This is a genomic window from Lysobacter sp. GX 14042 (assembly GCF_021390425.1).
Taxonomy (GTDB): Bacteria; Pseudomonadota; Gammaproteobacteria; order Xanthomonadales; family Xanthomonadaceae; genus Novilysobacter.
The window spans coordinates 106,966-120,154 of sequence record NZ_JAJUWY010000008.1 but is presented as its reverse complement, the minus strand read 5'-3'; the positions used below and the strand labels follow the sequence as shown (position 1 = coordinate 120,154).

Genomic DNA, 13,189 nt, shown 5'->3' with positions numbered 1-13,189 from the left:
CGGAGCACCCCCCTCGCAGCAGCCGGCTCCCCCCCGCGACCTCTCCGAAGCCCCCCCTCAGGCGCGCAAATGTCGCGGCCGCAAGCCCAGCGCCACCAGCGTCGCCCCGTACGCCAGCGCGCCGGCGCCGATCACCGCAAGCAGCCACGCCCAGCGCCACAGCGCCGGCAATGCGGTCCATTCGCCGACCTGGTTGCGAGCCAGGACCACCACGATGGCCATCACCGCCAGTGCGGCGAGGATGCGCAGCAGCCAGCGGGTCCAGCCGGGCTGTGGCCGGTACACGCCTTCGCGCTTGAGGTAGCGCCACAGCAGGGCGGCGTTGAGCATGCCGGCCAGCGCGGTCGCCAGGGCGATGCCGGTGTGGGCGTAGGGATTGTCGGCCAGCCAAAGGGGGGTGACCAGGGCGACGGTCAGCACGACGTTGGCGATGACGGTCCAGATGGCGGCGCGCATCGGGGTCTTCGTGTCCTGGCGGGAGTAGAACGCGGGCAGCAGGATCCGGGTCAGCATGAACGCGGGGATGCCGGTCGCCATCGCCAGCAGCGCCCAAGCGACCATGCGGGTGTCCAGCTCGGTGAACTGGCCGTAGTTGAACAACGCGGCGGTCAGGGGTTCGGCCAGCAGCACGATGCCCAGGGCCGCGGGCAGGCCGATCAGCATCACCGTGCGCAGACCCCAGTCGAGCGAGCGGGAGTAGCCCGCGGCGTCCTCGTCGGCGTGGTGGCGCGAGAGCTGCGGCAGGATCACGGTGCCGATCGCCACCCCGAACAGGCCCAGGGGCAGCTCGATCAGCCGGTCGGAGTAGTACAGCCAAGCTTGCGCGGCCGGCACCAGGGCGGAGGCGACGACGGTGCCGACCAGCACGTTCACCTGCGCCACCGAGGACGAGAAAATGGTCGGCAGCATGAGCTTGAAGACCCGCCTCACGCCGGGGTGCCGGAAGTTGAAGCGGAACCTGGGCCGGATGCCCAGCCGGCCCATGGCCGGCCACAGCACCAGCACCTGCAGGACGCCGGCGGCCAGCACGCCCCAGGCCAGCGAGTACTCCGGGATCGGCAGCTGCGAGGACAGCAGCAGCATCGCCGCCATCATCGCCAGGTTGTGCAGCACCGGGGTCAGGGCCGGCAGGCCGAAGCGGCGAAAACTGTTGAGCACCGCGCCGGCGAACGCGGTCATCGAGATGAAGGTCAGGTACGGGAAGGTGACCCGCAGCATCTCCGCGGCCATCGGCACGCGCCCGGCGTCGGCCGGGGCCATGGCCAGGAACAGCCGGGCGATCCACGGCGCGGCCAGCACGCCCAGCGCGCTGACCACCACCACCGCGGCCAGCAGCGCCCCGGCGACGTGGTTGATGAAGTCCTGCAGGGCGTCCTCGTCGCCCTTCTGCTTCAGTTCCGAGAGCACCGGCACGAAAGCGGAGGCGAACGAGCCCTCGGCGAAGATCCGCCGCAGGTAGTTGGGGATCCGGTAGGCGACAACGAAGGCGCTGACCGCCGGACCGGCACCGAACAGGCTGGCCTGCAGCCAGTCGCGCAGGTAGCCGGCGATGCGCGAGAGGAAGGTCATCACGCTGAACACCAGCGTGGAGCGCAGCATGCCGCCGCCCTTCCCCGCCGGTTTGGCGGGTTCCTGCCGTGCGACCTCGTCGGGAGGCGCGCTCACTGTGCCGGCACCGCGGCCGGGCTGTTGACGCAAGCCATTGACTCCCCCATAATTTCCTGTCTTTCCGGCCGGACTTCGGCGCACTGCCGATCCGCCAGCTTAAATTTCCAGCACCAACTACACAATCTTCCAGGAATAACAGTGGCCAACATCAAGTCCGCCAAAAAGCGCGCCAAGCAGACTGTCGTGCGCAACGCCCGCAACGCCAGCCAGCGCTCGATGCTGCGCACCTCCGTCAAGAAGGTCCTCAAGGCGCTTGGCCAGAACGACGTCGTCGCCGCCGAGGAAGCCTTCAAGGTCGCCCAGCCGATCCTCGACCGCTTCAGCTCGCGTGGCCTGATCCACAAGAACAAGGCCGCCCGCCACAAGGCGCGTCTGAACGCCCGCATCAAGGCTGCCAAGGCTGCTGCCTGAGGCTTCTTGCCTGCGGCACAAAAAACCCGGCTCCGGCCGGGTTTTTTGTGCCCTGCTCCGTGGGTCGCGGATGCGGTGCGATACGCCGCCGGGGCGGCTATCGCAGCCTACGGGGCCTGTTCGGCGGCTTCCTGCTTCTGGCGGTCGAAGAACGACATCACCTCGAGCATGATCGGCCAGGTGCCTTCGCGGCCGATGGCCGAGGCGAGGAACCAGCGGTCCTTCCAGCCCAGCTCGGCGACGATCGCCTCCGCGCGCTCGCGGGCTTCCCCGGGTTGCAACAGGTCGGCCTTGTTGAGGACCAGCCAGCGGGGCTTCTGCAGCAGCTCGGGGTCGTGGCGCTCGAGCTCTTTCTCGATCGCGCGCACCTCGGTGGCCGGGTCCGGGGTGTCGACGCCCTCCATGTCCATCGGCGCCATGTCCACCACGTGCAGCAGCAGGCGGGTGCGCTGGAGGTGGCGCAGGAACTGGGCGCCCAGGCCGGCACCGTCGGCGGCGCCTTCGATCAGGCCGGGAATGTCGGCGATCACGAAGCTGCGGTGCGGCTCGACGCTGACCACGCCCAGGTTCGGATAGAGGGTGGTGAACGGGTAGTCGGCGACCTTCGGGGTCGCCGCGGAAACCGCACGGATCAGGGTGCTCTTGCCGGCATTGGGGAAGCCGAGCAGGCCGACGTCGGCCAGCAGCTTCAGCTCCAGGCGCAGCACGCGCTCCTCGCCGGGCAGGCCCGGCAGGGCCTTGCGCGGGGCACGGTTGACCGAGCTCTTGAAGTGCATGTTGCCCAGGCCGCCCTTGCCGCCGTGGGCGACCAGCAGGCGCTGGCCATGAGTGGCCAGGTCGCCGATGACCTCGCCGGTCTCGACATTGGTGACCACGGTGCCGACCGGCACGGTCACCACTGCATCCTCGCCGCCCTTACCGTACATCTGCCGGCCCATGCCGTCCTGGCCGCGCTGGGCCTTGAACAGGCGCTGGTGGCGGAAGTCCACCAGGGTGTTGAGGTTCTCGTCGGCCACCAGCCAGACGCTGCCACCGGCCCCGCCGTCGCCGCCGTCGGGGCCGCCCATGGGGATGTACTTCTCGCGGCGGAACCCGACGCAACCGTTGCCGCCGTTGCCGGCGGTGACCTGGATCTCTGCTTCGTCTACGAGTTTCATGTGCGTGATGGTATCGGACGCGTCATTCCCACGGACGCGGGAATCCATGGCGGCGGAGCGTGGATCCCCGCGTTCGCGGGGATGACGATCCCTGCGTTCGCGGGGGTGACGATCACCGCGTTCGCGGGGATGACGGGGACGGGGCTGGAAACAAGAAGCCCCGCCATCGGCGGGGCTTCGAGCATCAACCGGGAAACGCGCGCCTTATTCGGCGACGACGTTCACCGTGCGGCGCTTCTTCGGACCCTTGGTGGTGAACTCCACCTTGCCGTCGACCAGCGCGAACAGGGTGTGGTCGCGGCCGAGGCCGACGCCGTCACCGGGGTGGAACTGGGTTCCACGCTGGCGGATGATGATGTTGCCGGCCTCGATGGCCTGGCCGCCATAGATCTTCACGCCCAGGTACTTCGGGTTGGAGTCGCGGCCGTTGCGCGAGGAACCTACGCCCTTCTTGTGTGCCATGACTGCTTCTCCTTACTTCTTGTCGCCGGCGCCGTTGATGCCGGTGATCTCGATTTCGGTGTAGTACTGACGGTGCCCCTGCCGCTTCATGTGGTGCTTGCGGCGGCGGAACTTGATGATGCGCACCTTGTCGGCGCGGCCATGGCCGACGACCTTGGCGATGACGCTGGCGCCGTTGATCTCGTCGCCCAGCTTGACGCCGTCGCTGTCGCCCAGCATCAGGACGTTGTCGAGGGTGACCTCGCTGCCGGCTTCGGCTTCCAGCTTCTCCACGCGCAGGGTCTCGCCCTGCATCACGCGGTACTGCTTGCCGCCGGTGACTACCACTGCATACATGACCGTTCCTCTGTAGTTATTGGTCTATGGCCCTGCCTCGCTCGCGCGGCGCGGACAGAAGCGGAATTGTACGGCCACCGCCACCCACGGCGCAACCCGCCCCCTTCACATCGTCCGCGGCCGTCGGCACGCGCCGGTCCGGCGTACGGCGGGCGTTGCCGGCCACAGTGTACGCTCGTGGGTTTCCCGATAGACCGGATCCTGCCCGATGGCGATGGACCATATCCGCATCCGCGGCGCGCGGACGCACAACCTCAAGAACATCGACCTCGAGCTGCCGCGCGAGAAGCTGATCGTGGTCACCGGGCTTTCGGGCTCGGGCAAGTCCTCGCTCGCCTTCGACACCATCTACGCCGAGGGCCAGCGCCGCTACGTGGAGTCGTTGTCGGCCTACGCGCGGCAGTTCCTGAGCGTGATGGACAAGCCCGACATCGACCACATCGAGGGCCTGTCGCCGGCGATCGCGATCGAGCAGAAGTCGACCTCGCACAACCCGCGCTCCACGGTCGGCACCATCACCGAGATCTACGACTACCTGCGCCTGCTGTTCGCACGCGTGGGCATTCCGCGCTGCCCGGAGCACGGCTACCCGCTGGAGGCGCAGACCGTCAGCCAGATGGTCGACCAGGTGATCGCGCTGGGCGGGGAGAACCGCTGGATGCTGCTGGCGCCGGTGGTCCGCGGGCGCAAGGGCGAGCACGCGCAGGTGTTCGAGGGCTTGCGGGCGCAGGGCTTCGTGCGCGTGCGGGTGGACGGCGTGCTGTACGAGATCGACGACGTCCCGCCGCTGGCGCTGCGGGTGCAGCACACCATCGAGGCGGTGATTGACCGCTTCCGCCCGCGCGCGGACATGCAGCAGCGCCTGGCGGAGTCCTTCGAGACCGCGCTGCGGCTGGGCGACGGCATGGCCGAGGTGGCGTCGATGGACGACCCGGCGGCCGCCCCGCTGCTGTTCTCGGCGCGCTACAGCTGCCCGGTGTGCGACTACTCGCTGCCGGACCTGGAGCCGCGGCTGTTCTCCTTCAACGCCCCGTCCGGCGCCTGCCCGACCTGCGACGGCCTGGGCATGGCCGAGTTCTTCGACCCCGCGCGGGTGGTGGTGCATCCGGAACTGGCGCTGTCGGCCGGCGCGGTGCGCGGCTGGGACCGGCGCAACGCTTACTACTTCCAGCTGATCCAGTCGCTGGCCAGGCACTACGGCTTCGATGTCGACAAGCCCTGGAACCAGCTGCCGGAGGACGTGCGCGAGGCGGTGCTGTTCGGCAGCGGCGAGGACAGGATCGCCTTCAACTACATCACCGAGGGCGGCACCAAGCACCAGCGCCGGCACCGCTTCGAGGGCGTGGTCCCGAACCTGGAGCGCCGCTACCGCGAGACCGAGTCCACCGCGGTGCGCGAGGAGCTGCGCAAGTACATCAGCGAGCGCCCCTGCGTGGAGTGCCACGGCACCCGCCTCAACCCGGCCGCGCGCAACGTGTTCGTCGCCGACCGCACCCTGCCCCAGGTGGTCACCCTGCCGGTGGGCCAGTCGCTGGCGCTGTTCCGCGACATGGAACTGCCCGGCTGGCGCGGCGAGGTGGCGGCGCGGATCCTCAAGGAAATCACCGAGCGCCTGCGCTTCCTGGTCGACGTCGGCCTGGACTACCTGACCCTGGAGCGCCGCGCGGAATCGCTGTCCGGCGGCGAGGCCCAGCGCATCCGCCTGGCCAGCCAGATCGGTGCCGGCCTGGTGGGAGTGATGTACGTGCTCGACGAGCCGTCGATCGGCCTGCACCAGCGCGACAACGAGCGCCTGCTGGGGACCCTGGAGCGGCTGCGCGACCTGGGCAACACGGTGATCGTGGTCGAGCACGACGAGGACGCGATCCGCATGGCCGACCACATCGTCGACATCGGCCCCTACGCCGGCGTGCATGGCGGCGAGCTGGTCGCCCAGGGCAGCCTGCAGGACATCCTGGATGCGCCACGTTCGCTGACCGGCGACTACCTGTCCGGCCGCCGCCGCATCGAGGTACCCGCTACCCGCCGTGCGCCGAACCCGGACATGATCCTGAAGCTGCACGGCGCCAGCGGCAACAACCTCAAGGACGTGGACCTGGAGATCCCGGCCGGACTGTTCACCTGCATCACCGGGGTGTCCGGCTCGGGCAAGTCGACGCTGATCAACGACACCCTGTACCCGATCGCCGCCAACGAGCTCAACGGCGCCTCGCGCACGGTTGCCCCGTTCCGCGACGTCGAGGACATCGACCTGTTCGACAAGGTGGTCGACATCGACCAGTCGCCGATCGGCCGCACCCCGCGCTCCAACCCGGCGACCTACACCGGCCTGTTCACTCCGCTGCGCGAGATGTTCGCCCAGGTGCCGGAGGCGCGTGCCCGCGGCTACGGCCCGGGCCGCTTCAGCTTCAACGTGCGCGGCGGCCGCTGCGAGGCCTGCCAGGGCGACGGGCTGATCAAGGTCGAGATGCACTTCCTGCCCGACGTCTACGTGCCCTGCGACGTCTGCGACGGCAAGCGCTACAACCGCGAGACGCTGGAGATCACCTACAAGGGCTACAACATCAGCGACGTGCTGGAGATGACCGTCGAGCAGGGCCTGGAACTGTTCGAGAAGATCCCTTCGATCTCGCGCAAGCTCGAGACGTTGATGGACGTCGGCCTGAGCTACGTGAAGCTGGGCCAGAGCGCGACCACCCTGTCGGGCGGCGAGGCCCAGCGCGTCAAGCTGGCCAAGGAACTGAGCCGCCGCGACACCGGGCGCACCCTGTACATCCTCGACGAGCCGACCACCGGCCTGCACTTCCACGACATCGAGAACCTGCTTGCCGTGCTGCACCGCCTGCGCGACGACGGCAACACCGTGGTGGTGATCGAGCACAACCTGGACGTGATCAAGACCGCCGACTGGATCATCGACCTCGGCCCTGAGGGCGGCCACCGGGGCGGTACCATCATCGCCACCGGCACGCCCGAGCACGTAGCCTCGCTGGACGACTCCTGGACCGGCAGCTTCCTGCGACCGCTGCTGGAGCGCCACAGCCCGGACGCCCAGCCGGCCACCGTCGCCCCTCCCGCCGCCCGCAAGGGCCGCCGCAAGAAGTGAGTCCCATGAGCGAGAACGACAAACCCGCGCAGGACACCCCGGCCGGCACCGCCGCCCGTGATGCCGGCAGCGCCGCGGACACCGGCGCGGCCAGGAAGGCGACCAAGGCCGTCCGCAAGAAGCCGCGCAAGGCCGCGGCGAAGAAGGCGCCGGACAAGCCCACCGGCGATGCCCCGGCCGGCGCCCCTCCCGCGGCTGGCAAGCCGGAGCCGGTGAAGGCGAAGAAACCGCCCGCGAAGAAAAAATCCTCCCCCGGGCCCCGGGCCGCCCCACCGAATCCGCCCCACCCGCTCATCCGTGTTCCGATGCCGGTGCGCTGGCGTGACCTGGACGCCTTCAACCACGTCAACAACTCCAAGTACCTCAGCTACCTGGAGGAGGCGCGGCTGCACTGGATGATGAGCGTGCCCGGGATGGGCATGGACGACCACGTCGCTCCCGTCGTGGCCGCCGCCCAGCTGAATTACCGGCGCCCGATCACCTGGCCCTCGCAGGTGCTGATCGAACTGTTCGTCGAGCGCCTGGGCAACACCAGCCTCACCGTCGGCCACCGGATCGTCGATGCGGAGGACGCCGACGTGATGTATTGCGATGGCCACGTGGTGATGGTCTGGATCGACCGCGACAGCGGCGCGGCCGCGGCACTGCCCGAAGCCGTGCGCGAGGCGTGCACCGCCTAGCATCCGTCGGACCCGACACCCCCACCGACCGAAGCGGGCCGGCTTGCGCCGCCCTGTTGTCACGGTCGATAGCGCCACACTGCCAGTGCGCCGTACAGCACCGCCAGCACGGCCAGGTTCACCAGCTCCGGCGCGGCCTCCGCCAGGCTGGCGCCCATCTGGTTGAGCTTGACCATCGCGTTGATGCCCGGGGTACTCGGCAGCAGCCGCGCGCTCCAGGCCAGCAGGCGCGGCATCGCCTCCACCGGCCAGGGCAGGCTGGACAGGAAGAACATCGGCAGCGAGGTCACCACGATCAGCTGGAAGGCACGCTCGCGGGTGCGGAAGAAGCTGCCCACGAACATCGCGAACCCGACCACCGCGAGCACGAACAAGGCCGCGCCCAGCAACACGCCGGCCGGGTTGCCGCCGCGCGGGTAATCCTGCAGCCAGAACACGAAGCCGCTGAAGTACAGCAGGCCGAGCAGCCCGAACACCGCGAATGCCGCGGCGATGCCCGCCAGCCGCGGCCGGCTGAAGCGCAGCCGGCCCTCGCGCTCGCGGCGCGTGCCCGCCATCACCACCACGCCCAGCCACAGCGTCTGCTGCACGATCAGCGCCGCGACCCCCGGCACGACGTAGCTGCCGTAGCCCTCGGCGGTGTTGAACAGCGGCCGCTCGACCAGGGCCAGCGCCGGGGCCGCGGGCGCCCCGGCGAAGCGCGCCTGCGTGGCCGCCAGTCCACGCGCCTCGGCGGTGATCGCCAGGGCCGCGCCCTGCAGCACCGTACTGGCACGCCCCAGCATCGCGCCGTTGCCCAGCAGCGCCAGCCGCCCCTGCCCGCCGCGCAGGATGTCGCGCTCGAAGCCGGCGTCCACCAGCAGCACCGCCTCGGCGTCGCCCTGCTCCACCGCCACCCGCGCCTCGTCCATCGAGCCGGCCATCCCCGCCACCCGCACCGCGCGCAATGCCTGCAGGCGGCGCACCAGCGCGCGACTGGAGGCGCTGCGGTCCTGGTCGACCACCACCAGCGGCAACTGGCTGGCGACCTGATGGTGGTAGGCGGCCGGATAGAAGAACGAGTACAGCACCACCGCCCCGACCAGGGTGGTCAGCGCCGCGCGGTCGCGGAACACCGCCCGGAAGGTGTCGACGAATGCACGGGCGAAGCCGCTCACCGGCGACCCCAGGCAGCCGGATCGCGCGCCGCGCGGGCATACAGCAGCAGCCCGGCGGCACCGACCAGCACGGTGTACAGCAGCATCGCGAAAACCGGCCGGGCGGAGACCGCGAGTGGCGAGCCGACATCCATCTGCTGCGCCTGCAGTTTCAGGTAGGCGGTGAACGGCAGCAGTTCGCTCCACAACCGCACGAACAGCGATCCGCCGGCGGTCGGGAAAGTCGCGCCCGAGTACGCCAGCGAGGCGCCGGCATACAGCCCGGCCAGCGACAGGGCCGAGGCCATGTTGCGGGTAGCCGCCGCCAGCAGCAGGGCCACCGCGGCGTACGCCAGGTACAGCAGCAGTTGCCCCAGCACCAGCGCGGCGGCGCTGCCGGCGACCCCACCACCGCGGATACCGGCCAGCCAGACCAGGCCAAGGCAGCCGTACAGCGTGAACAGCAGCAGGTACGGCGCCAGCTTGCCGGCCGCCGATGCCAGCAGCCGGCCGTGCCCTGCACCCAGCCAGGCCTGCACCGTGGCGTCGCGCAGCTCGCGGCCGAACGCCCCGACCACCGCCACGCACAGCGCCAGGTGCAGGATCGCCGGGAACAGCAGCGCGAGCAGGAAATGCTCGTAGCTGCGGCCCGGGTTGAACAGCACGCCGGTCTGCGCCGCCACCGGCGCGGCGCGCACGCTGCCGGGCCCGCGCACCGGGGCAACCGCGGTCAGCGCCAGCCGCGCCGAGGTGGCCTGCACCGCGTCGGCGATGTCGCGTCCGGCGGCCTGCCCGGCGACCTGGTAGCTGGCATTGAACCAGCTGAAGACGGTGGCGCTGCCGCCGCGCAGGACGTCCCGTTCGCTGCCGGCGGGGACATGCACCACCGCGTACACCCGCAGCGCCCGGGCATCGGAGAACGCCGCCTCCAGCGACACCGGCCGGGCCGCCACCTCCAGGCCGGGCGAGGCCTGCAGCCGCCGCACCAGCTCGCGGCTGGTCGCACTGTGGTCCAGGTCGACCACCGCAATCGGCAGCCCGCGCGGCACCCCGGCGCTGAACAGCCAGGCCACCAGCACCAGCAGGGCGCACGGGATCCAGGTCGCCAGCGCCAGGTCCCAGGGGCTTCCCAGCAGGAACCGCACCTCGCGTGCGGCCGACGCCAGCAGCGCCTGCACCGGCGTGCCCCCGGCCCCCCGCCCGGTCAGTCCTCCTGCGGCCACGCGAACAGCACGCTCATGCCGGGCCGGAAGCCCTGCACCGGCTGCGACGGCCGGGCGCGCACCTCGAAACTTTTCACGTCGTAGCCGCTGGACTGGCGGGTCGAGCGCCAGGTCGCGTAGTCACCGGCCGGGCTGACCAGGTACACCTCGAACGGCACCCGTTCCAGCTCCAGCGCGGGAATGTCACCGTGCAGGACCCGCCCCGGCACGATGCCGCCGAACTGGTCCTCGCGCAGGTTCAGCGAGACCCAAATCCGGTCGATGTCGACCAGGGTGAAGACCGGATAGCCGGCCGGGACCAGTTCGCCGACCTCCACCAACCGCTCGCCCACCTCGGCGGCGAGCGGCGAGCGGCCCTCGATCTCCGCCTGCGCGGCCTCGACCTCGGCCACCGCGCCCCGGGCCTGCTCGACCTGGGCCTGCGCCGCGGCACGGTCCTCGCTGCGGGCACCGGCGCGGGCCATGTCGTATTGCGCACGGGCCGCGGTGGCCAGCGCGTCGGCGCTGCGCTGCTGGGCGAGCGCCTCGTCGCGCTTCTGGCGGGTCATCACCCCCTCGCGGTAGAGGTTCTCGACCCGGCGGTAAGTCGAGCGGGCCAGTTCGGCTCCGGCCTCCGCGCGGCGCCAGTTGGCCTCGGCGGCACGGATGTCCTCTTCGCGGGCGCCCTCCTCCGCCTTCCCGGCCACCGCACGGGCGGCCTCCAGCGCCGCGGCGGCCTGGCGCCGCTTGGCCGCGACCTCGGGGCTGTCGAGCTCGAACAGCAGCTGGCCGGCCTCGACCCGGTCGCCCTCGCGCACCAGCAGCTTCGCCACCCGGGCGCTGATCTTGGTCGACACGTTGATGCTGTCGGCATCGGCCATCGCCTGCACCATGCCGGGCGGGGAGCGGAAGGCCAGCCACAGCCCGCAGACCACCACCGCGACGGCGATCGCCAGCGCAAGCCAGATCAGGCGGCGCACGCGCGGCGTGGACGCAGGCGGGCGGGGCGGCGGCTGGGACGGCGGCTCGGGCGGCGCCACCGGCTGCGGATCTCCGGGTCGGGTCGTGCTCATTGGTCCAGCACCTTGTCCGCGCGGCGGACGTATTCCTGATATCGGTCCAGCTGGCCACTGACCTCCAGCAGAGTGGCCAGGGCGGTGTCGTACCCGTAGGCCGCATGGGCCCGCTCGACCAGCGCGCCGCCAAGCTGCAGCCGGGCGTCGATCACGTCCAGCGAGGTGGCCTGGCCCTCGCGGAAGGACAGCTCCTGCAGGCGCAGGTTCTCACGTGCCAGGGCGATCGAGCTGTCCAGCAGTTCGTATTGCTGGCGCGCCGACTCCAGCTCGTTGTAGGCCTTGCGCACGCCCATGGCGACCTGGTTGCGGGCCTCGCGCAGCCCGGCCTCGGCCTGGAACTGCTGTTCGCGGGCGGCGTTGACCTGGCGCGGCCGGTTGCTGCCCGACAGGAAGGTGTACTTGATCCCGACCCCGAACGCCCAGTCCGGGTCGGTGAGCATCGCGTCCTCGCGCCTGAGGTCGTATTGGCCGAAGGCATACACCTGCGGCTTGAGCCTGGCCTGCTGGACCCTGAGGGCGGCACCGGCCTGCTCGCCCAGTGCCTGCAAACGCAGGATCTGCGGGTGCTGCGCCAGTGCGGCCTCGCGGAATGCCTCCTGCGGTTCCAGCATGCCGGTGATGACGAACAGCGGAGTACTGGTCGCGACCGGCCGCGGGCTGCGCAGCAGGTCGGCCAACGATGCGCTGATGGTGTCGAGCTGGTTGCGTGCCTGCCGGTAGTCACGCTCGGCCTGGTCGCGGGCGACGGTCGCCTGCAGCCGCTGGGCGCGGGTGGCGAAGCCGGCTTCCTCCAGCCGGATTGCATCATCCAGGTGGCGCTGCAGGCCGTCGCGCACCTCGCGGCGGACCTCCAGGGTCTGCTGCGCCAGCTGCTGGCCGAAGTACATCTGCACCAGTTGCAGCGTCTGGCCCTGCGCCTCCTGCTCGCGTTCGGCATCGGCCTCGCGCACCGCGGCGGCAGCGGCCTGCCGCGCCGCGGGGATCTGGCCGCCGCTGTAGATCGGCACGGTGGCGGTGACGATCGGCCGCAACCGCCAGTCGCGCTCGCGGAAGCGCAGCGGACTCGGGATGCCGAATGCCCCGGCCACCGGAGCCAGCGAGCCCAGCGGCAGGGTCAGGGTCTTCTGGAACTGCATCTGCCGGGTATCCAGGACCAGTTCCGGGAGCCGCAGCGAACGGCTGGCGGCGGCCAGCTCATGCTTGGCCCGGACGTTCGCCTCGGCGGCGGCCAATGCATCCGACTCGCGGCCCAGCAGCAGCCGGGCCTCCTCGAAGCTCAGCGCCTGCGGCAACACATCCTGTGCCGCGGCAACGCACGGCAGCGCACCGCCGAGCAGGCATGCCAGGCCCAACAGGGTCCTGCGTACCGGCCAGCGGCCGGGCGTCCAGGCCATCACTCACCCTCGTCCAGCGGTTCCCCGGCCATCCTAGCCATCACCCGGGCACGCGGCGTGTAGGGCGCATCAGCCGCAGGCGTATTGCGCCGCAATGGCAAACCACGACACGCACGCCGGCTAACGGACTTCCAGGCGCGCGCTCACGGTCGTGCCGTCGGCGAACTCGAAGCCCAGCTCCACCTCATCGCCGGCCACTAACGCACGCACCGGACGCATCAGCATCAGGTGCAGCGCACCCGGCGCGAGCGCCACCGATCCGCCGGCGGGGATCGCCAGCGAACCGACCTCGCGCATGCGCATCATCCCGTCATCCAGGCGCGTCTCGTGCACCTGCACGTCCTCGAAATCCGGGCTGGAGGCGCCGGTCAGCACCATCTCGGAATCGCAGGGGTTGTGCAGCGTGCCGAAGCCGCCGAGCACCGGCATTTCCACCGGCGGAAGGCGGGCCCAGCCGTCCTGGAAGCCGGCGGCGCAGTCATCGGCGGCGGCAACCGGGACCTGGAGCACAAGGGCGAGGCCCAGCGCGGCGGCGAGGTGGTAGCGGGGTCTGCTCATCGG

Annotated in this window: 12 protein-coding genes; 3 read left to right on the top strand and 9 right to left on the bottom strand. The window is 70.7% G+C overall.

What is annotated here, in order from left to right; translation table 11 throughout:
* Positions 1-57 precede the first annotated feature (57 nt).
* Positions 58-1,665 carry a murein biosynthesis integral membrane protein MurJ gene (gene murJ, locus LY625_RS11500; protein ID WP_233740348.1) on the bottom strand — a complete coding sequence of 536 codons (1,608 nt, stop codon included), beginning with the start codon at positions 1,663-1,665 and terminating at the stop codon, positions 58-60.
* 141 nt (positions 1,666-1,806) lie between these two features.
* Between murJ and rpsT the strand changes: the two genes are divergently transcribed.
* Positions 1,807-2,079: a 30S ribosomal protein S20 gene (gene rpsT, locus LY625_RS11495; protein WP_233740347.1), complete on the top strand. Its 273-nt coding sequence runs from the start codon at positions 1,807-1,809 to the stop codon at positions 2,077-2,079.
* A 107-nt stretch (positions 2,080-2,186) separates the two neighbouring features.
* On the opposite strand, the gene cgtA is transcribed toward rpsT, so the two are convergent.
* From cgtA to rplU, 3 genes are all read right to left on the bottom strand, one after another.
* On the bottom strand, positions 2,187-3,236 hold the full coding sequence (gene cgtA, locus LY625_RS11490; RefSeq protein WP_233740346.1) for an Obg family GTPase CgtA: 1,050 nt from the start codon (positions 3,234-3,236) through the stop codon (positions 2,187-2,189).
* A 204-nt stretch (positions 3,237-3,440) separates the two neighbouring features.
* Positions 3,441-3,698: a 50S ribosomal protein L27 gene (rpmA, locus tag LY625_RS11485; RefSeq protein WP_233740345.1), complete on the bottom strand. Its 258-nt coding sequence runs from the start codon at positions 3,696-3,698 to the stop codon at positions 3,441-3,443.
* A gap of 12 nt (positions 3,699-3,710) precedes the next feature.
* Complete coding sequence (gene rplU, locus LY625_RS11480; RefSeq protein ID WP_233740344.1) at positions 3,711-4,034, bottom strand: 50S ribosomal protein L21; 324 nt, start codon at positions 4,032-4,034, stop codon at positions 3,711-3,713.
* 208 nt (positions 4,035-4,242) lie between these two features.
* Between rplU and uvrA the strand changes: the two genes are divergently transcribed.
* Both uvrA and LY625_RS11470 read left to right on the top strand, forming a co-directional pair.
* On the top strand, positions 4,243-7,140 hold the full coding sequence (uvrA, locus tag LY625_RS11475) for an excinuclease ABC subunit UvrA (protein ID WP_233740343.1): 2,898 nt from the start codon (positions 4,243-4,245) through the stop codon (positions 7,138-7,140).
* Between the two features lie 305 nt (positions 7,141-7,445).
* Positions 7,446-7,820 carry a thioesterase family protein gene (locus tag LY625_RS11470; protein ID WP_233740354.1) on the top strand — a complete coding sequence of 125 codons (375 nt, stop codon included), beginning with the start codon at positions 7,446-7,448 and terminating at the stop codon, positions 7,818-7,820.
* A gap of 59 nt (positions 7,821-7,879) precedes the next feature.
* On the opposite strand, the gene LY625_RS11465 is transcribed toward LY625_RS11470, so the two are convergent.
* The 5 genes from LY625_RS11465 to LY625_RS11445 all read right to left on the bottom strand — a co-directional run bounded on the left by LY625_RS11465 (position 7,880) and on the right by LY625_RS11445 (position 13,186).
* Entirely contained in the window at positions 7,880-8,977 is a 1,098-nt protein-coding gene (locus LY625_RS11465) for an ABC transporter permease (protein ID WP_233740342.1), read from the bottom strand.
* Positions 8,974-10,179: an ABC transporter permease gene (locus LY625_RS11460; protein ID WP_233740341.1), complete on the bottom strand. Its 1,206-nt coding sequence runs from the start codon at positions 10,177-10,179 to the stop codon at positions 8,974-8,976. Before LY625_RS11460 ends, LY625_RS11465 begins: the two co-directional genes overlap by 4 nt.
* Complete coding sequence (locus LY625_RS11455) at positions 10,161-11,231, bottom strand: efflux RND transporter periplasmic adaptor subunit (protein WP_233740340.1); 1,071 nt, start codon at positions 11,229-11,231, stop codon at positions 10,161-10,163. Before LY625_RS11455 ends, LY625_RS11460 begins: the two co-directional genes overlap by 19 nt.
* Positions 11,228-12,628 carry a TolC family protein gene (locus LY625_RS11450; RefSeq protein ID WP_233740339.1) on the bottom strand — a complete coding sequence of 467 codons (1,401 nt, stop codon included), beginning with the start codon at positions 12,626-12,628 and terminating at the stop codon, positions 11,228-11,230. The genes LY625_RS11455 and LY625_RS11450 overlap by 4 nt, the downstream gene beginning before the upstream one ends.
* Before the next feature lie 120 nt (positions 12,629-12,748).
* Complete coding sequence (locus LY625_RS11445; RefSeq protein WP_233740338.1) at positions 12,749-13,186, bottom strand: copper chaperone PCu(A)C; 438 nt, start codon at positions 13,184-13,186, stop codon at positions 12,749-12,751.
* Positions 13,187-13,189: the final 3 nt, after the last annotated feature.